Origin of the sequence: Streptomyces sp. NRRL F-5122 (assembly GCF_001507435.1) — a bacterium.
Lineage (GTDB): Bacteria > Actinomycetota > Actinomycetes > Streptomycetales > Streptomycetaceae > Streptomyces > Streptomyces lannensis.
Map to the genome: position 1 here is coordinate 24,786 of NZ_LMWH01000048.1, position 19,202 is coordinate 43,987.

Below are 19,202 nucleotides of genomic sequence, written 5' to 3' on the forward strand. Positions count from 1 at the left end.
GTGCTCCGGCTCCTCTCCGTGCCTGCGGCGCGCCCGTCGGCGCGCCGTGCCGTCGTACGAGTGCCTCGTCGTCGAGGCGCCTTGCGCACCGGCGCCTAAGGAGTCACCACCGTCTGCTTCTGCCATGCCTGCTGGAAGGCGAAGCGGGCCGCCTCCACCTCGTGCCGCTGGTCGGCGTGGAGCACGCCGAGCGCGTACGCCGTCGCGGGGGCGATGCGAGGGGTGCGCGCGGCGGCGGCCGCGGCGGCCGCCGCCTCCGCGGCGTCACGGTGGCGGTTCAGCGCCTCGCCGGCCGCGAGCAGACGGACGTCCACGGCCGTTTCCGCCCCGTGCAGCACCTCACGGGCATAGCGGTGCAGGCGCAGCAGCAGCCGGACCTGGTGCCAGGGGCCGTCCTGCGGGTGCGGGGACGGGTCCGGCGACAGTCCGTGGACCAGCGCCTCCGCGTTGTACGGGTGGCCGGCGGTGACCAGCGGCAGAGCCGTCACCGCGTCGCACAGCCGTTCCTCGGCCGCCGCCGCGAGCGGGCGCAGGTCGGCGTCGGCCGCGGCGGGCGTGAGCGGGACCTCGCTGGCGAGAACGGCGACACTGTCCGCCACCGCGTGGAACCGGCTCGAACCGAGGGCCTGCAGGGCCGCGGAGTGCGCACGTGTCCGGGCCAGGGTCAGCTGGCGCTCCAGCAGGGCGCCCGCCTTCGCCGCGCCGACGGTCAGATTGCCCCGCTCCGGGATCGCGGTCTGGGGGTGCGGGCCGGCGCCGGCGGTCTCCCCGGCGCTCGAGGACTGGGCGGGGAACACCGACGAGCCCGACAGCCGGTGCAGGGCGAGGAGCAGGCGCTCGAGCCGGGCCGCGTACGCGTGCTCGCGGGCCAGCGTGCCGGAGAGCCAGGCGAGCTCGGGTCTCATCGCCTCGGACCAGTCGGCGTCGAGGAGCGGCCGGAACGTGTGCAGGGTGCCGCTGATCCGGCGGGCCGAGCGGCGCAGGGCCAGCGCCGCGTCGGCGGCGTCCTCCGTGCCGCCGTCGCCGGCTCTGGAGTCCTCTCCCGCTCTCGACTTCGCCCGCGCGGGAGAACCGCCCTGAGCGGGGGGACCGCCGGCGGTGCCGTTCTCCCGGTGCTGCCGCAACGAGCGCAGGAACTCCGTGGCCTGGGCCCGCAGGTAACCCGCGAGGGCGTCCCCGGACGTCGGCGCGGCCGTGGGGTCGGTCGGGGGATCAAGGTGTTGCTGTGCCACGCCGGCGCCTCCGGGCGTCTATGAGCATCTCCTGGATGTTCCGCAGGGGCTGGCCGTCCGCGTCGGTGGCGTGACGGATCCACTCGCCGTCCGGGCCCAGATGCCAGGAGGACGTGGTGTCGGACATACCGGTCTCCAGGAGCCGGTTGAGTGCCGCCCGGTGGGCCGGGTCGGTCACCCTGACGAGTGCCTCGATGCGGCGGTCGAGGTTGCGGTGCATCATGTCGGCGCTGCCGATCCACACCTCGGGCTCGCCTCCGTTGCCGAAGACGAAGACCCGGGAGTGCTCGAGGAAGCGGCCGAGGATGGACCGGACACGTATGTTCTCGGACAGGCCGGTGACGCCCGGGCGCAGCGCGCAGATGCCGCGCACCCATACGTCGACCGGGACTCCGGCCTGCGACGCGCGGTAGAGCGCGTCGACGATCGCCTCGTCCACCATCGAGTTGACCTTGATGCGGACGCAGGCGGGCCGACCGGCCCGGTGGTGCTGGATCTCCTTGTTGATCCGTGAGATCAGGCCGTCGCGCAGGGACTTGGGGGCGACCAGCAGACGGCGGTAGGTCTCCCGGCGCGAGTAGCCCGACAGCCTGTTGAAGAGGTCGGACAGGTCGGCGCCGACCTGTGGGTCCGCGGTCAGCAGCCCCAGGTCCTCGTACAGCCGTGCGGTCTTCGGGTGGTAGTTGCCCGTGCCGACGTGGCTGTAGCGGCGGAGCGTTTCGCCTTCCTGCCGCACGACGAGCGACAGCTTGCAGTGCGTCTTCAGGCCGACGAGTCCGTACACCACATGGCAGCCCGCCTCCTCCAGCTTGCGGGCCCACTTGATGTTGGCCTGCTCGTCGAAGCGGGCCTTGATCTCGACCAGCACCAGGACCTGCTTGCCGGACTCGGCCGCGTCTATCAGTGCGTCGACGATCGGCGAGGTCTCCGAGGTCCGGTAGAGCGTCTGCTTGATCGCGAGGACGTCCGGGTCGGAGGCCGCCTGCTCCAGGAAGGCCTGGACCGAGGTGGAGAAGCTGTCGTACGGATGGTGCAGCAGGACGTCCCGCTCCCGCAGCGCCGCGAAGATGTCGGGTGCCGACGCCGACTCGACCTCGGCGAGGTCGCGATGGGTGCCCGCGACGAACTTCGGGTACTTGAGCTCCGGCCGGTCGAGGTTGGCGATGCCGAAGAGGCCGGTCAGGTCCAGCGGGCCGGGCAGCGGGTACACCTCGGCCTCGGAGATCTTCAGCTCGCGCACGAGGAGGTCGAGCACGTACCGGTCGATGGACTCCTCGACCTCGAGGCGCACCGGCGGCCCGAAGCGACGCCGCATGAGCTCCTTCTCCAGGGCCTGGAGCAGGTTCTCGGCGTCGTCCTCCTCGACCTCGAGGTCCTCGTTGCGGGTGATCCGGAAGGTGTGGTGCTCCAGCACCTCCATGCCGGGGAACAGCTCCTCCAGGTGCGCCGCGATGACGTCCTCGATGGGGACGTAACGCTGCGGGGAGGCCTCCAGGAAGCGGGAGAGCAGTGGCGGGACCTTGACCCGTGCGAAGTGGCGGTGGCCCGAGACCGGGTTGCGCACGACGACCGCGAGGTTGAGCGACAGGCCCGAGATGTACGGGAAGGGGTGCGCGGGGTCGACGGCCAGCGGGGTGAGGACCGGGAAGATCTGGTGGCGGAAGAGCGTGAACAGGCGGGCCTGCTCCTTCTCGCCCAGTTCGTTCCAGCGCACCAGGTGGATGCCCTCGTCCGCCAGTGCCGGGGCGACGTCCTCGTGGAAACACGCAGCGTGCCGGGCCATCAGCTCACGGGAGCGGGCCCAGATCATCTCCAGCACCTCGCGGGGCTGGAGTCCGGACGCCGACCGGCTGGCGACGCCCGTGGCGATGCGGCGCTTCAGACCGGCCACCCGGACCATGAAGAACTCGTCCAGGTTGCTGGCGAAGATGGCCAGGAACTTCGCCCGCTCCAGAAGCGGCGTGTTCGGGTCCTCGGCCAATTCGAGCACACGTTCGTTGAACTGAAGCCAGCTGCGCTCCCGGTCGAGGAAGCGGCCCTGGGGCAGAGCCCCCTCGGCCACGTCGTACGACGAGAGGTCGGCGTCGATGTCCGGCTCCAGCTCGGAGACCGTCGCGGCCAGGGTGTGCGGGCGGTGCGCGGCGATGGACCCTACGGAGGGTTGCAGGTGCTGCTGGTTCGCGCGGTCCGAAGACTCTCCGTCACTCGGGGCGGTGGGGGACGTGTGGGCCGCTGCCTGGGCGTTCTGCTGGCTCATGGACCCATTCTTCCGCGCGGACCGGGTGGCGGGCGCGTCGGAAGGCCGGGACGGTGGTGCAGTGAAGGCATGACCGTGCCCCGCACCGGCCCCGTTCTCCGAGGGGGGTGTGTGTTCTGGCACGGCGGTGTTCATTGGCCGAGCGTCGCAAGCCCGTCTGAATCAATGGTTACGGCGACATGACGTGCGGGATAGCGGGGAGGGGCTCGCGGACGTCTACAGACGGCGCTGTGGCGTACGGGGGCGCTGGAAGCCCGGCGCGCGCCGTCTCTGTCGGGGGGCGTGCCGGGCGGCCGGTCGTGGTCCGCCGAAAATGTTCTCCCGAACGTGAACCGGTCGCGGGGGCTCGTCCGATGAGGGGGCGTGAGGGATACGAGAAGTGACGGGGAGCTGCTGCGTGCCGCGGCAGACGGGGACCGTCGCGCCTTCGAGGAGCTGTACCGGCGCTATGCGCCGTGGCTCACCGCACGGCTTCGCGGCCGGTGCGCCGACCCGGGGGTCGTGGACGACGTCGTACAGGAGACCTTCCTGGCCGTCTGGCGCGGTACCGCGCGCTACCGCGAGGACGGCGACGTGGCCGGCTGGCTGTGGCGCGTCGGCGCCCGGCGGCTGGTGGACGCGCTGCGCGGCGACGGCGCGCGCGGCCGGCTCCGTCAGACGCTGGCCCGGCTGCGGCACCGGCACGAGGCCTCCGCGGAGGAGCGCGTCCTGGCGGGGGTGGAGCACGGCGACCTGGCGGGAGCCCTGACCCGGCTCTCGCCCGATCTGCGGGCCGTCCTGCAGGCGACGGTGATCGACGGACTGACGACCAGGGAGGCGGCCGTCCTGCTCGGCATTCCCCCCGGAACGGTCAAGACGCGGGCGCTGCGTGCACGCAAGCGTTTGCGGGAGGAGCTGGCATGAGGGACGACAGGCACGACGGCACCGGATGGCACGCGGACATCGACGACCTCCGCGCCTATGCGCGCGGCGAGCTGCGGGCGCCCCGCCTGTGGTCGGTCGACACACACCTCGTCACGTGTGCGACCTGCCGTGGCACACTCGCCGAGGTCAGCGATCCGCCGGCCCTGGACGCCGGCTGGGAGCGCCTCGACGCCGAGCTGGATGCGCCGAGGCCGGGTTTCGTCGAGGGACTGCTGCTGCGGATCGGCGTCGCGGACCACACCGCGCGGCTGCTCCTGGCGACACCTGTGCTGCGGGCCTCCTGGCTGGGTGCGGTCCTGCTGGTCCTGGCCATGACCGTGGCCAGCGTGTACACGTCGGACTCCCCCGTCCTGTTTCTGGCACTCGCCCCGCTGCTGCCCCTGGCGGGCGTCGCGCTCTCCTACGGCCCCGCTCTCGACCCGACCCATGAGCTGGCGATCGTCGCGCCGCTGCACGGCTTCCGCCTGCTGATGACCCGCACGATCGCGGTGCTCGTCGCGAGCCTGGGACTGAACGGGCTGGCGACGCTGGCCCTCCCCGGATACGGACTGCGCGCCCTGGCCTGGCTGGTGCCTGCTCTGGCGCTGACGGCGACGGGGCTCGCGCTGACGGCACGTCTCGGCCCCGTCCTCGCACCCGCCCTGGTCAGCGGAGGCTGGGTCGCCCTGCTGATGGTGACCGAGGCGACCACGCACGGGATGCTCGCGGCCTTCACGGGGCCCGGCCAGGGTGTCGCGGCGGCGGTCGCCGTGCTTGCGGCCTGTGTGCTCCACCGCATGCGTGACCGGTTCGACGCCTCGCCGGTCCCCTCCCCCTTCACCCACTTCGCCCGCAGGAGCACCTCATGACCAGTGCCCCCACCGTCTCGGCCGCCGGCCTGACCCTGCGCTACGGCCGCACGGCCGCTCTGGACGACGTCACCCTCGGCCTCGGCGAGGGCGTGACCGGCCTGCTCGGGCCCAATGGCGCGGGCAAGACGTCCCTGCTGCGGGTGCTCGCCACGGCCGTGCCCGCCGACCGTGGCGCGTTCACCGTCCTCGGGCACGATCCGGCCACGGCCGCCGGACGCCGGGAAGCACGGCGCAGGCTCGGCTATCTGCCCCAGAACCCGGGCTTCCACCCCGAATTCACGGCCTTCGCGTTCGTCGACTACGTCGCGATCCTCAAGGAGCTCACCGACCGGGGCGCACGTCACCGCGAGGTGCGGCGCGTGCTCGAGGCCGTCGACCTGACCGATGTGCGCGGCAAGCGCATCAAGCGGCTCTCCGGCGGTATGCGCCAGCGGGTCGCCCTCGCCGCCGCACTCGTCGGAGACCCCGGCGTGCTGCTGCTCGACGAACCCACCGTCGGCCTCGACCCGGAGCAGCGCATGCGGTTCCGGGAGCTGATCGCCGACGCGGGCGCGAGCCGCACGGTGTTGCTGTCCACCCATCAGACGGAGGACGTGGCCATGCTCTGCCACCGTGTGATCGTCATGGCACGCGGCCGCGTCCGCTTCGCGGGCACCCCGGCCGAGTTGACCGCCAAGGCGGCGGGCCGGGTATGGATCGGCACGGAACGCGACCCGGGCGCCCGCGCCGGCTGGCGGACCGGTCTGGGCACGTTCCGGAACGTGGGCGACCCGCCGAAGGGCGCCGATCTGCTCGAACCCACCCTGGAGGACGGCTACTTGCTCGTCCTGGACGGAGAACCGGCGGAGGTGGCGTCCGTATGAGCACGGTCGTCGAAAGGACCTCCGTGGTCCCCGCTCGCGTGCGGACCGGCCGTCACTCGGCCTCAGCCGTCGTCGCCCTCGCCCGCTTCGAGGCCCGCGAACTCCTCCTCACGATCCCGGTTTTCGTGTTCTTCGCGCTCTACCTCGGCGCCACGGTCTGGAAGCCGCTCTTCTCCCGGGACGGCATGGATGACTTCCCCGTCCTCCAGAACGCCGATCGCGCCACGCAGTCCGGCTCCCTGTTCCTGGGCATCGCATGCCTCGTATGTGTGCACGCCGCCGCGCTGCGGTCCCGGCGCCACGGGACGGACCGGCACTTCGGCGTCCTCGTCATGGAGCCCTGGCGGCGCACGGTGGCGCACGCGCTGTCCGTGGTGCCGTTCGCGGCGGTCACCGCGATGGTCACCGCGATCGAGTACGGCTGGGCGGCCCTGAAGCCGGGTGCCGTGGGCCGGGGGTCGGCGGCCGAACTGGCCGTGGCGCCTCTCGTGGTGCTTCTGTGCGGCGCCGTGGGAGTGCTGCTCGCGCGGTTGTACCCCCGCATGGCCGGAGGTCCGCTCTTCGTGGTCGTGGGGTTCGCCACGTTCATGGTCGCCTCCTCCGTCACCGGCGGCCGGCTGCACTGGCTGAACTGGCTGCAGCCGGTCCTCACGGAGGACGGCTCCCCTCCGGTGCCCTCCGGCGTCCTGGGCCGTCCGGCCGGCTGGCACGCCTTGTACCTGGTGGGCTTGACCGCGCTGGTGCTGTGCCTGGCGGTCCTGCTCAGCGGGGGACGCACGCGGATGCTGAAGGCGCTCACGTTCGTCGCGCTCTGTGCCACGGCCGTGGGGATCGCGGGGCAGTCCCCGAACCACGAGGCCGCTCTGACCGAGGCCCGTGCGCAGCTGAGTCGTACGCCGCAGACGGTTCAGTCGTGCGTGGCGCACGGCCGGTCGATGTACTGCTCCTTCCCGGAGTGGACCAACTGGCGGGACGACTGGGCGCGGGTCGTCGACCGTGTCCAGGACCTCGCGGCCGGCGCCGCCGGAGGGACGCGCCTGACGATCCGGCAGCGGATACCGGTCCTTCACGACCTGAGCAGCGACTCCGCCATGACCCCTTCGAGTACGCCGCGCGAAGTCACGGTCGGTACGCGCTGGGGTGGCAGTCGGGTTCCCGAGTTCGCCGTCGGGGTGGCGTCGGTTCTCGTCACCGGCGACGAGGAGGCCGTCCCGGGCGTGTGCGACGCCCGCGTGGTGACCGTGATGTGGCTGGCGCTGGCGGCGCAGGACGACCCGGTGGCCGCGTTGCGCTCGGTCAGCCTGAACGGCGGGGGCGGCGGCTCCGCCGTCGTCATGTCTCCCACCGAACCGCTCTCCATGAGCGGCGAGCAGGCACGCATCGTCCGGGAACTGCTGCGGCGTCCCCACTACGAAGTCACGGCCAGGGTGAAGGCCCACTGGACGGAGCTGACGTCCCCGGCGACGTCCCAGGCACGAGTGGCGGAGCTCCTCGGGGTGCCCCCGGCGAAGGGGGTGGCAGGCAAGGGGGAGCCGTGCGAGGAGTAGCGCGGCGGGTACCGGGGCTGACAGGTCCGTGCCCTTCTCCCGCCGGTGTGGCGCAGTCCGCCCCGGCGGCAGCCCGGTGCCGCCGGGGGGCCCGGGCCTCGCTCTGGCCGGAGCGGCCCGGTCGGTCTCCGGCAAGTCCGGTACGGCGTACGCGGCGGCGCTCACGGCCCTGGCGGCCGTGCTGCCGGTGGGCGTGGTGCTTGCGATGCTGCCCCCCGAGCGCTGGGCCCTGTTCGTCGTGGCGGGAGCCCCTGCTGGACGGCGGCCCATCGGCGGTGGGCGGCGCCGTTGATGATCACCTGCTCCTGGGTGCGGCGCTGCTGCCGGAGCCGGTCCGCGGACGCCGGATCCCACCGCTGCCTCGGCGCCGGTCCCGGCGCTGAGGCCATCACCCGGCCGGCGGCTTCCGCGTCTCACGTCTCCGTGCGGTACATCAGATCCGTCTCGTAGGTCGTGAAGCCCAGCCGCTCGTAGACGGTCAGCGCGGCCTTGTTGTCCGCGTCGACGTAGAGCATGGCGGTGGGCAGGCCCTGGGCGGCGAGATGCCGCAGGCCGATGGTGGTGAGCGCACGGCCGAGGCCGCCGCCCTGGGCCCCGGGTCGGACGCCGAGGACGTAGACCTCGCCGAGCCCCTCCTCGGCGTGGACCTTCGTCCAGTGGAATCCGATGAGCTCGGGCCCCTGCTCGCCCGTGCGCTCCGCGAGGAAGAAGCCCTGCGGGTCGAACCACGGCTCGGCCTTGCGGTCGTCGAGGTCGCGCTGGGTGAGAGAGCCCTGCTCGGGGTGGTGGGCGAAGGCCTCCGCGTTGACGGCGAGCCAGGCCGCGTCGTCCTGCCCGGGCACGAAGGCGCGCACGGTGACGCCGTCGGGCAGCTTCGGATCGGGCAGGTCGAGGTCGGTCAACGGGCGGCGCAGCTGGCGCAGTTCGCGGAAGAGGGAGAGGCCGAGGACCTGGGCGAGGTGCCGGGCGGCGGAGTGACCGCCGTGCGCCCACACCCGCAGCCGCTTGCCGGACGTGGCGAGGAGCGCGGAGCCCAGCGCCCGGCCGTGCCCGTGACCGCGGTACGAGGGGTGCACGACCAGCTCGGCGGCCGGGGCCTCCACCGGGTCCGTGTCCTCCAGTTGCGCGTAGCCGATGAGCGTGTCGCCCACCGACAGCAGCAGATGCGACACCCCTTCCCGCTCACCGCCGCGCAGCTGCAGACGGCCCTGCTCGGACACGGCCTGCTGGCCGTCGACCCGGGCGGCTTCGGCGAGCAGCGCGAGCACGGCCTCGCTCTGTTCGGGCGAGAGTTCCGTGACGGTCTCGAGGGAGCGGGGCAGTGCCGGGCGGGCGGTGTCGTCGCTGGTCATGGGTACGAGGGTAAGGGGCGGACGGGGGAAAAGGGAGGCAAAGGCAACGCGCTTGTAACCCCGAACCCCCTGTTGCGCTACGCGCGTTGATCCTAGGCTGCGCGAATGGCCGCCTTGGCGCACTCTTTACACAACGCGCGCACAGGCAGCCGGCCGCCGGTACGGGGCCGGCTGTGCGCACGCGGCCGCTGCGCGCACTACACAGAGGGGGGCACATGCCGCCGATCCACCGGCACAGACGTCTTCACCGCACCCTGGGGGCGGCCGCGAGCCTGGCCACGGTCGCAGCCCTGGTGGCGGCGCTGCCGGCCGGCGCCCACGGCAACTCGTCCGGTCACGGGCACCCCGGCCGCTACCAGGACATCCAGCTGCTGTCCTTCAACGACCTGCACGGCAATCTTGAGCCGCCGTCCGGATCCTCGGGACGGGTGACCGAGCAGGAGGAGGACGGCACCACCAAGACCATCGACGCGGGCGGTGTCGAGTACCTCGCCACGCATCTGCGCCAGGCCCGCGAGGGCAACCGCTACTCGATCACGGCCGCAGCCGGTGACATGGTCGGCGCCTCGCCGCTGATCTCCGGACTGTTCCACGACGAGCCGACCATCGACGCGCTCAACAAGCTGGACCTGGACGTCACCAGCGTGGGCAACCACGAGTTCGACGAGGGCGCCAAGGAACTGGGCCGGCTCCAGAACGGCGGCTGCCACCCGACGGACGGCTGCTACGACGCGCACAAGAAGTTCCGCGGGGCGGACTTCCCCTACCTCGCCGCGAACGTGACGGACGAGAAGACCGGCAAGCCGATCCTCGCGCCGTACTGGGTGTGGAAGAAGAACGGCATCAAGGTCGGCTTCATCGGCGTGACGCTCGAGGGCACTCCGGACATCGTCTCCGCGGAGGGTGTCAAGGGCCTGAAGTTCGGCGACGAGGTGGAGACGATCAACAAGTACGCCAAGGTGCTCCAGCGCCAGGGCGTCCAGTCGATCGTCGCCCTCGTCCACGAGGGCGGGGCTCCCGCGTCCGGCTCCTACAACTACGACTGCGACAGCCCCGGTGCCGGCGACGGCATCTCCGGTCCGATCGTGGACATCGCCAAGCACGTCACCCCGGCCGTGGACGCCCTGGTCACCGGGCACACCCACCAGGCGTACGTGTGCACGATCGACGACCCGGCGGGCCGCCCGCGCATGGTCACGTCGGCCTCCTCGTTCGGCCGGCTGTACACGGACACCACGCTGACGTACGACCGCCGGACCGGGGACATTGCCCGGACGGCCGTGACCTCCGCCAATCACGTGGTGACCCGGGACGTCGCCAAGGCCCCCGACATGACGGAACTCATCACGAAGTGGAAGACGCTCGCCGCGCCCATCTCCTCCCGTCCCATCGGCTACATCGCGGGTGAGATCGGCAACAGCGGTACCGAGTCCCCGATGGGCGACCTGATCGCGGATGCGCAGCTGGCGTACGCCAAGTCCCTCGACCCGGAGGCCGATCTCGCCCTGATGAACCCCGGCGGCATCCGCGCGTCGCTCACCTACGCCTCCAGCGGCGGCGAGGGCGACGGTGTCGTGACGTACGGCGAGGCCTACACGGTCCAGCCGTTCTCCAACACGGTGAACCTGGTCGACCTGACCGGCTCCCAGGTGATCACCGCGCTGCAGCAGCAGGTCAGCGGCGCCAACGAGGCCTCGCCGAAGATCCTTCAGGTGTCGAACGGCCTGACCTACACCCTCGACCTGACGAAGTCGGGCGCCGCACGTGTGGTCGTGGACTCCGTCAGGCTGGACGGCACGGCGATCGACCCTGCGGCCACCTACCGCGTCGCGATGAACTCCTTCCTCGCGGGCGGCGGTGACGGCTTCGCGGAGCTCGGCAAGGGCGCGAACGTGCTTGTCGGCGGGGACGACCTGGCCGCGTTCGAGGGATACCTCACGGCCAACTCCTCGGCCTCGGCGCCGTATCCGGTGCCGGCGGCCCACCGGATCACCCTCGTGCAGTGACCGGGACGCAGTGATCGAAGGCCCGCCACCGTCCCTCGACGGGGGCGGGCCCTTCCGGTCCGGACGGCCGCGTGCGCATCACGCGAGTTCGTGTCTGCCGGTCTTCAACTGCGGCGTCGCCGTGCCCGGCAGCCGTACCGTCGCCACCGTGCCACCGCCCTCCGCCGGTGTCAGGGACACCTCGCCGCCCACCTGCTGGACCGTACGGGCCACGATCGACAGGCCGAGGCCCGAGCCGGGCAGCGCCCGGGCGCTCGGGGAACGCCAGAAGCGGTCGAACACGTGCGGGAGTTCCTCCGCGGCGATGCCGGGTCCGTGGTCGCGGACCGTCAGTACACCGTCCGCCAGCACGACCTCGATCGTGCCGCCCTCGGGGCTGAACTTCACCGCGTTGTCGAGGACGTTCACCATGGCCCGCTCCAGCGTGGACGGCTCCGCCCGTACGTACCACGGCTGGAGGTTCGCCATGATCGTCAGCTCCGGGCCGCGCAGCCGCGCCCGTTCCAGCGCCGTTTCGACGATGTCCTGCCACTCCACGGTCTGCGTCCTGCCCGTGTGCTGGCCCTGCTCCGGCCGCGACAGTTCCTGCAGATCGCCGATGAGCGAGGCCAGCTCGGTCATCTGCGCCTTCACCGAGGCGAGCAGCGCCTTGCGGTCCTCCGGCGGGATCGGGCGGCCCGTCTCCTCGCTGCGGGTGAGGAGTTCGATGTTGGTGCGCAGCGACGTGAGCGGCGTCCGCAGTTCATGTCCGGCGTCCGCGATCAGCTGCTGCTGCAGTTCGCGGGAGTTGGCCAGGGCCGAGGTCATCGAGTTGAAGGAGCGGGAGAGCCGGGCGATCTCGTCCTCACTGTGCGCGTCCACGGGGATGCGGATGGTCAGATCCTCGGTACGGGCGACGTGCTCGACCGCCTCGGTCAGCTTGTCGACGGGACGCAGGCCCGCGCGCGCCACGGCCAGACCGACCGCGCCGGCGCCCACCACCCCCACGCCGGAGACGAGGAGCAGCAGCAGGGCCAGGTCGTTGAGGGTGTTCTGGGTGCTCTTGAGCGGCACGGCGATGAGGAGAGCGGTGTCGGGGAACAGCCGGGGCTGGCTGCCGATGCCACCCGTGCTGACCACCAGGGGCAGGGTCAGCACCCGCACGTCGGTGCCTTCCGTGTCCGTGCCGTTGCGAAGGATCCCCTTGTTGCTGCTGGCGTTCTCGATCACGTCCTTGTCGGCGTCGGTGACCTTGACCATGCCGGCGGAGTGGGAGGAGAGGCAGGGTGTCCCGTCGGCCTTGACCAGCTGGACGTAGAGGTTGTCGCGGACACGGAAGTCGTCGCTGTCCGTCCCCGGGCTCTGCGGGCAGGAGGCCAGCGTGCCCAGTACATCGGCGTACCCCTGCGGTTTGGCCGCCGACTTCTGCAGGTCGTTGTCCACCTGCTCGTACAGCTTGCCCTGCACGACGAACCAGCAGCTCACCGATACCGCCGCCACCCCGAACGCCACGGCCGCAGCCACCAGCAGGGCCAGCCGGGAACGGAGCGGAAGGGACCGGAACCGCTTGATCACTCGGCGCCGCCCTGCCGCAGGACGTAGCCCACACCGCGGACGGTGTGCACGAGTCGCGGTTCACCGCCTGCCTCCGTCTTGCGGCGCAGGTACATCACGTAGACGTCGAGGGAGTTCGACGACGGCTCGAAGTCGAAGCCCCACACCGCTTTCAGGATCTGCTCACGGGTCAGCACCTGGCGCGGATGGGCCATGAACATCTCCAGGAGCGTGAACTCGGTCCGGGTCAGTTCCACCGGCCGCCCGCCCCGGGTGACCTCACGTGTCGCGAGGTCCATGCGGAGGTCGGCGAACGTCAGCGCCTCGTCCTCCTGAGCGCCGACCGCCACGGCGGCGTAGGAGCTGCGCCGCAGCAGGGCGCGGATGCGGGCGAACAGCTCGTCCAGCTCGAACGGCTTGACCAGGTAGTCGTCGGCCCCTGCGTCGAGGCCGGTGACACGGTCGCCGACCGTGTCGCGGGCCGTGAGCATCAGGATGGGTGTGGTGGTGCCCGCGCCGCGCATCCTGCGAGCGGCGGTGAGACCGTCCATGCGCGGCATCTGGATGTCCAGGACGACCAGGTCCGGCTGGTACGCGGTCGCCTTGTCCAGCGCGTCCGCGCCGTCCACGGCGACCTCGGTCTCGTAGCCCTCGAAGGCGAGGCTGCGCTGGAGTGCTTCGCGCACCGCCGGCTCGTCGTCGACGATCAGGATGCGCTGGGGTTCACGGTCGCCTTCGGCGGGACTCATCGGGGTGGGGTGTCCTCAAGGTGCGGTGGGCGGGGCTGGACGAATTCAGCCTCGCACGTTTCCCGGCTGGGACGGAAAGGGCGGCTCGGGCTTTTTCGCCGGGTATCGCCGAGCCGTACGGCACACGGCTCAGCCGAGCACCGCGGTCAGCCGGTTCAGCGGCACCTTGCGGCGGTGGGGGCGTGCGGCGCTGGTGCGCAGGCCCATGAGCTGCGGGACCGCCACTTCCGGGAGACGGAACTCGCGTGCGGGCGCCTCGTGGGGCTTCGGCACGCGCCTGATCGACGGTGCGTGCAGTTCGTGGGCCACGGCGAGGGCGAGGGAGATGCCGGCGGGGGCGATGGGGGCAGTGGCCTCGTGCAGAACCTTCTTGATCATGTCGTGCTCCTTACCGATCGCGGCGGCGGGAGGTCCGCTCAGCTCTGAGAGCCTGAGCGCAGCTTCGCCAGGTCGGACTTGACGGTGTTGATCGGGATGGCGAAGCCCAGGCCGACACTGCCGGCGCTCGACGAGGTCGAGTCCGAAGCGTCCGAGTACATCGCCGAGTTGATGCCGATGATGTTGCCGTTCATGTCGATCAGGGCGCCGCCGGAGTTGCCCGGGTTCAGGGACGCGTCCGTCTGGATCGCCTTGTACGTGGTGGTGGACGAGCCCGTGTCGCCGTTGAAGTGCCGGCCGCCGAACTCGAAGGGCCACTGGTCGTTGCCCTGGCCCTGCCCTTGCCCTTGGTTTTCGTCGGTCGAGACGGTCACGTCGCGGTCGAGGGCGGAGACGATGCCGCTGGTGACCGTGCCGGTCAGGCCCTCGGGGGAGCCGATCGCCACGACCTGGTCGCCGACCCGGATGCCGTCGGAGTTGCCCAGCGTGGCGGTCTTCAGACCGGAGGCGCCCTCCAGCGCGAGCAGTGCCAGGTCCTTCTTGCTGTCGGTGCCGACGATCCGCGCCGTGTACGACTTGCCGCTGCCCGTCGTCACCTTGATCGAGGTGGCGCCCGAGACCACGTGGTTGTTGGTGATGATCTCGCCGTTGCCGGTGATGACCACGCCGGAGCCGGTCGACTCGCCGGCGTTCGAGGCGGCGTTGATCTCCACGATGCTCGGGCTGACCGCGGCGGCCACACCGGACACCGTGCCCCTCTTGCTCGAGGGCACCACGGCGGTGCTGGTGGAGCTGGAGGAGACCGTGTTCTTGCCGGTCAGCTCCTGGATGCCGTAGGCCGTGCCGCCGCCTATGGCCGCGGCGACGATCGCCACGGCGGCGAGGAGGGCGAGCGGACCCTTGGAGTGCTTCTTCGGCGTCCCGGGCTCGGCGGGGACCGCCGCCGGGGGAGCCGTGCCACCGCCGTCGCCCGTGCCGCCGTGCCCCGCCGCGGCCGTGGCGGCCGGGTACGCGGGCTGCTGTCCCGGCCAGACCGTGGTCCCCGGCTCGACGGCCACCGGATGGGCCGGACGGTATGCCGGCGGGGGCGGCCACTCGGGGTCGACGGGGGAAGAGGCGTGCTGCCCGGGGTGTGCGAACTGGTGCCCGTCACCCTCGGGGTGCTCGTACTCGCCGCTGCGGCGGAAGCTCTCGGTCATGTAATAGAGGTTGTCCCGGGATCATGAGAGCCAGCTGAGTCGTCCCTGAGAAGCCCGACAGAACCTCGTATGCCCGATATAAAGATGCCTCGGAGGGCCTTCCGGAGCGGAATGCGCGGGCCGGTGGTCCGCCTCCGACTTCCGTCGATCAGGGAAACACGGGATGTCCGGTGGGTGAGCGTGCGTGAAGCGTCAGGCGAACATCTGTCTGAGATCTGTGCAGGGCGTGTGCGCAGGGGCCGCTGAGGCTACGATCACGGCGACCGGAGGGGGGCTCCGCGGTTTCGCCCGACTGTGCTGCGCTGTTTTGTGCGCGCTGCGTCGGGCTGGTGTGTCGTACGCCCTTCTCGGGCCCTTCCTACGACGTCACCCCAGGAGTCCTGAGTGATACGTGCCCCGCGCGGCCGTTGGAGACGCACTGCGACGACGCTCTCGGCGGCCGCCCTCGCGCTGGCCCTGAGCGGCGCAGGCGCCCTGGCGGCCCAGCCGGCCGCCGCCGCGGGCGGACTGCCGAAACCCGGAGTCCTCCAGCAGCGGACCGCCGCCCCGAAGCCCACCGCTTCCACCAAGGAACTGCGCGACCGACTGCTCAACGCCGCCAGGAAGCAGGCGGTCGAGAACAAGGAACAGAAGCGGGAGGCGGCCACCGAGGCGCCTGCCGCCGCCACCGGGTCGGGCAAGGTGTCCCCGTTCATCATCGGTGGCACCCAGACGACGATCGCGTCCGCGCCCTGGATGGTCCAGCTCGGCTACTACGACCCCGCCACCGACAAGGGCTACTTCTGCGGCGGCACCCTGGTCGCCCCGAACAAGGTCCTCACCGCCGCGCACTGCGTCGCGGGGCTGAACTGGGCGAAGAACGGGACGGTGCTGGCCGGTGCCACCGCGCTCGACGACTACAGCGGCGGAACCGTCGCCGGTGTCCTGCGTCAGTGGAGCCACCAGCACTACAACCCCGACACCATCCAGAACGACATCGCGGTCCTCACCCTCGACCGCCCGCTGGAGCAGCCCTGGCTGCGCCTCGCCGCCTCGAACGACAGCACCCTGTACCGGGCGGGCACCAATGCCACCGTGTACGGCTGGGGTCTGACCGCCGGCGGCGGTTCGGAGCTGTCCGCCACCCTGCGCAAGGCCACCCTTCCGCTGGTCGCCGACTCCACCTGCAACACCGCCATGCGGTCGGTCCTCGGCGGGGACTACTTCCGCGAGGGCTCGATGATCTGCGCGGGCACTCCGGCCACGGGCTCCGACGAGGGCACCAAGAGCACCTGCAACGGCGACTCCGGTGGCCCGCTGGTGGTCAGCGGCAGGATCGTCGGCATTGTGTCGTGGGGCGTGGAGGGCTGCACGGCCAAGGGCGCCTACCCGGTCTTCACCAAGGTCTCCACCTACACCGTGGGGGCCCAGCCGCGCATCGACGACGCCGACCTGTCGTACGACGGCCGCGCCGACCTGCTGCTGCGCACCCCCTCGGGTGGCCTGTTCCAGCAGAACAGCAAGGGCACCACGCTGGGGCGGCCCGGCTACCAGAGCGCCGGCTGGCAGGACATGAGCTGGGCCCTGCAGGCCGATCTGGACCGGGACTACTTCCAGGACCTGATCATCCGGGACAAGCACGACGGCAAGCTGTACCGCAGCTACTTCAACCACTCCACCCAGGACTTCGCCTGGATGCAGATCAGCACGGTGTGGGGCGGCTACAAGTCGTACGCCATTCCGGGCGACATGACGGGTGACGCCCGCCCCGACCTGGTGGCGGTGGACGCGGACGGCTCCGTGTACCTGTACCCGGGCAAGGGCAACGGGCAGTTCTACGGCAAGGTCAAGGTCGTCAACAAGGCCTGGAAGGGCGTGAAGATCTTCGGCCACGGCGACCTGTCCGGCGACGGCAAGGCGGACCTGCTGGTCCGCTCCGGCGACGGCACCCTGTGGCTCTACCGGGGCACCCAGCAGGAGCACACCCCGTGGTCCACGCGGATCAAGGCGCGTACGGGCTGGAAATTCACCTCGTACGTGGCGAACGGCGATGTGACGGGCGACGGCATCGCCGATGTCATGGCCCGCGACTCCGGTGGCACGCTCTGGCTCTACCGCGGCACGAACAAGGCCACCACCGGCCTCTTCGGCGCCCGGATCAAGCTGGGCACCGGCTACAACAAGTACAACCTGCTGTTCTGATCAGCTGAGCGCACCGACGGCCCGCCGGTTCACCGGCGGGCCGTTTGCGTGCGGGGTGTCCGGCGGCAGGGGGTTTCCGGTGGCAGTGGCGTCGCATGACTGCGCGGGTCCGCCCAGGCAGGGCGCCGCCGCTCGGCGCCTACGGGTCGCTGCACGGCGCCTGCGGGTCGACGGCCGGGGCCGGACTCCGGCCGGCTCAGCCCGTGCAGCCGCAGGAGCGCCGTACGACCAGCCTGGACGGGAACAGCTTCAGCCGCTCCCGGCGCGATCCCGCGACCCGCAGACCGTCGTCCAGCACCAGGTCGACGGCCGCCCGGGCCATCCCCGAGCGGTCCGAGGCCACGGTCGTCAGCGGCGGATCGGTCAGCGCCGCTTCCTTGACGTCGTCGAAGCCCGCCACCGCGAGCTCCCCCGGCACGTCGATGCGCAGCTCGCGCGCCGCGCGCAGCACGCCGATCGCCTGGTCGTCAGTGGAGCAGAAGATGGCCGGCGGACGGTCGGGGCCGGACAGCAGTTCCAGTCCCACCTGGTAGGCGTCGTAGCGGTTGTACGGCGCCTCGAAGAGCCGGCCCTCCGTGGGGATCCCGGCCTCCTGCATCGCCCGACGCCAGCCCTCGACGTGGTCGGAGACCGGGTCGCCGACCGCCGGGGTCTCCGCGGTGCCGCCCACACAGGCGACGTACTCGTAGCCGTGCTCCAGGAGGTGACGCACGGCGAGCTGGGCCCCGCCGAGGTCGTCCGTGACGACCGCGACGTCGTCGATCGCCTCGGGCCGCTCGTGCAGCAGCACCACCCGGGCCTCCCACGCGTCGATCTCGGCGGCGGCATGGTCGTTGAGCGCGTGGCTGACCAGGATCAGACCCGAGACGCGCATACCGAGGAAGGCCCGCAGATAGTGGACCTCGCGCTCGGCCACATAGTCGGTGTTGCCGACGAGGACCATCTTTCCGCGCTCGGCGGCGGCCTGCTCGACCGCGTGCGTCATCTCCCCGAAGAAGGGCTGACGCGCGTCGGGGACGATCATGCCTATGAGGTCCGTGCGCCGGGAGGCCATGGCCTGGGCGACCCGGTCGGGCCGGTACCCCAGCTCCTTGATGGCGGCGAGCACGCGCTCGCGCGTGGCCGGGGCGACCGGCCGGGGTCCGTTGTTGATGACATAGCTGACGACGGCGGTGGAAGTACCCGCCAGCCGCGCCACATCGTCCCGAGTCACCTTGGCCACGCGCGGAGTCTACGCGGATGGACCCGCCCTGGGCAGGGCATACGCCTTTCTATGCCTCAGCCGTGACCTCGGTCGAGGACAGGGCGGCCATCTCGCCCGCATCCTCCGGCTTTGACCGGGCGGCCTTCGCGCTCGTCCCCTCACCGTTCTCGGCCTCGCCCGGGCGGGAGGCGCGGTCCGCCTTCTCCGGGGTGACGAAGCGGTAGCCGACGTTGCGGACGGTGCCGATCAGCGACTCGTGCTCGGGTCCGAGCTTGGCGCGCAGCCGCCGTACGTGCACGTCGACCGTGCGCGTACCGCCGAAGTAGTCGTACCCCCAGACCTCCTGGAGCAGCTGGGCGCGGGTGAAGACGCGGCCCGGGTGCTGGGCGAGGTACTTCAGGAGCTCGAACTCCTTGAAGGTGAGGTCGAGGACGCGGCCCTTGAGCTTGGCGCTGTAGGTCGCCTCGTCCACGGACAGGTCGCCGTTGCGGATCTCCATCGGGGAGTCGTCGTTGACGATCTGCTGGCGGCCCATGGCCAGGCGGAGGCGGGCCTCCACCTCGGCGGGTCCCGCGGAGTCCAGCAGGACGTCGTCGATGCCCCAGTCGGCGGTCACCGCCGCGAGGCCCCCCTCGGTGACGACGAGGACGAGGGGACAGCCGGGCCCGGTGGACCGCAGCAGCTGGCACAGGCTGCGCACCTGCGGAAGGTCGCGCCGGCCGTCGATCAGGATGACGTCGGCGCCCGGGGTGTCGACGAGAGCGGGGCCTTCCGCCGGTGCCACTCGCACGTTGTGCAGGAGCAGGCCGAGAGCGGGAAGCACCTCCGTCGACGGCTGTAGGGCATTGGTCAGGAGCAGCAGAGAACTCATAGCACCCCACCCGCCCCGGTCGTCATACGTTCGTGCACGGTTCGCTCGCCCATAG

At 71.5% G+C, this 19,202-nt stretch carries 16 protein-coding genes; 7 read left to right on the top strand and 9 right to left on the bottom strand.

What is annotated here, in order from left to right:
- Positions 1–95 precede the first annotated feature (95 nt).
- Positions 96–1,232, bottom strand: coding sequence for a CHAD domain-containing protein (locus ADL25_RS07820; protein WP_059126918.1), 1,137 nt, complete (start codon positions 1,230–1,232; stop codon positions 96–98).
- Positions 1,213–3,624, bottom strand: coding sequence for an RNA degradosome polyphosphate kinase (locus ADL25_RS07825; RefSeq protein WP_107116540.1), 2,412 nt, complete (start codon positions 3,622–3,624; stop codon positions 1,213–1,215). Before ADL25_RS07825 ends, ADL25_RS07820 begins: the two co-directional genes overlap by 20 nt.
- 228 nt (positions 3,625–3,852) lie before the next feature.
- Between ADL25_RS07825 and ADL25_RS07830 the strand changes: the two genes are divergently transcribed.
- From ADL25_RS07830 to ADL25_RS07850, 5 genes are all read left to right on the top strand, one after another.
- Positions 3,853–4,392, top strand: a complete 540-nt coding sequence (locus ADL25_RS07830; protein ID WP_059126919.1) for an RNA polymerase sigma factor — start codon at positions 3,853–3,855, stop codon at positions 4,390–4,392.
- Positions 4,389–5,261, top strand: a complete 873-nt coding sequence (locus ADL25_RS07835) for a hypothetical protein (RefSeq protein WP_059126920.1) — start codon at positions 4,389–4,391, stop codon at positions 5,259–5,261. The genes ADL25_RS07830 and ADL25_RS07835 overlap by 4 nt, the downstream gene beginning before the upstream one ends.
- On the top strand, positions 5,258–6,127 hold the full coding sequence (locus tag ADL25_RS07840) for an ATP-binding cassette domain-containing protein (RefSeq protein WP_059126921.1): 870 nt from the start codon (positions 5,258–5,260) through the stop codon (positions 6,125–6,127). The genes ADL25_RS07835 and ADL25_RS07840 overlap by 4 nt, the downstream gene beginning before the upstream one ends.
- Positions 6,124–7,674: a hypothetical protein gene (locus ADL25_RS07845; RefSeq protein WP_059126922.1), complete on the top strand. Its 1,551-nt coding sequence runs from the start codon at positions 6,124–6,126 to the stop codon at positions 7,672–7,674. The genes ADL25_RS07840 and ADL25_RS07845 overlap by 4 nt, the downstream gene beginning before the upstream one ends.
- 76 nt (positions 7,675–7,750) lie before the next feature.
- A complete protein-coding gene (locus ADL25_RS07850) occupies positions 7,751–7,966 on the top strand; it encodes a hypothetical protein (protein WP_059126923.1) in 216 nt (71 codons plus the stop codon).
- Between the two features lie 121 nt (positions 7,967–8,087).
- Here the strand turns inward: ADL25_RS07850 and mshD are convergent, their stop codons facing one another.
- Positions 8,088–9,026, bottom strand: a complete 939-nt coding sequence (gene mshD, locus ADL25_RS07855; RefSeq protein ID WP_059126924.1) for a mycothiol synthase — start codon at positions 9,024–9,026, stop codon at positions 8,088–8,090.
- 215 nt (positions 9,027–9,241) lie between these two features.
- Here mshD and ADL25_RS07860 point away from each other — a divergent pair, with 215 nt between their 5' ends.
- The gene (locus ADL25_RS07860; protein ID WP_059126925.1) at positions 9,242–11,032 is read left to right on the top strand and encodes a bifunctional metallophosphatase/5'-nucleotidase; all 1,791 of its coding nucleotides are present in this window, start codon (positions 9,242–9,244) and stop codon (positions 11,030–11,032) included.
- 78 nt (positions 11,033–11,110) lie between these two features.
- Here ADL25_RS07860 and ADL25_RS07865 read toward each other — a convergent pair whose 3' ends face one another.
- From ADL25_RS07865 to ADL25_RS07880, 4 genes are all read right to left on the bottom strand, one after another.
- Positions 11,111–12,586 (bottom strand): sensor histidine kinase, encoded by a 1,476-nt coding sequence (locus ADL25_RS07865; RefSeq protein ID WP_059126926.1) that lies wholly within the window; start codon positions 12,584–12,586, stop codon positions 11,111–11,113.
- A complete protein-coding gene (locus ADL25_RS07870; protein ID WP_059126927.1) occupies positions 12,583–13,314 on the bottom strand; it encodes a response regulator transcription factor in 732 nt (243 codons plus the stop codon). The genes ADL25_RS07865 and ADL25_RS07870 overlap by 4 nt, the downstream gene beginning before the upstream one ends.
- A 129-nt stretch (positions 13,315–13,443) precedes the next feature.
- Positions 13,444–13,692, bottom strand: coding sequence for a hypothetical protein (locus ADL25_RS07875; RefSeq protein WP_059126928.1), 249 nt, complete (start codon positions 13,690–13,692; stop codon positions 13,444–13,446).
- A gap of 38 nt (positions 13,693–13,730) precedes the next feature.
- A complete protein-coding gene (locus ADL25_RS07880; RefSeq protein ID WP_059126929.1) occupies positions 13,731–14,891 on the bottom strand; it encodes a S1C family serine protease in 1,161 nt (386 codons plus the stop codon).
- A 384-nt stretch (positions 14,892–15,275) separates the two neighbouring features.
- Between ADL25_RS07880 and ADL25_RS07885 the strand changes: the two genes are divergently transcribed.
- Positions 15,276–17,072 (top strand): trypsin-like serine protease, encoded by a 1,797-nt coding sequence (locus tag ADL25_RS07885; protein ID WP_059126930.1) that lies wholly within the window; start codon positions 15,276–15,278, stop codon positions 17,070–17,072.
- Positions 17,073–17,268: 196 nt separating this feature from the next.
- On the opposite strand, the gene ADL25_RS07890 is transcribed toward ADL25_RS07885, so the two are convergent.
- Both ADL25_RS07890 and ADL25_RS07895 read right to left on the bottom strand, forming a co-directional pair.
- Complete coding sequence (locus ADL25_RS07890) at positions 17,269–18,294, bottom strand: LacI family DNA-binding transcriptional regulator (protein WP_079050239.1); 1,026 nt, start codon at positions 18,292–18,294, stop codon at positions 17,269–17,271.
- Between the two features lie 49 nt (positions 18,295–18,343).
- Positions 18,344–19,147 (bottom strand): response regulator transcription factor, encoded by an 804-nt coding sequence (locus tag ADL25_RS07895; protein WP_059126932.1) that lies wholly within the window; start codon positions 19,145–19,147, stop codon positions 18,344–18,346.
- Positions 19,148–19,202: the final 55 nt, after the last annotated feature.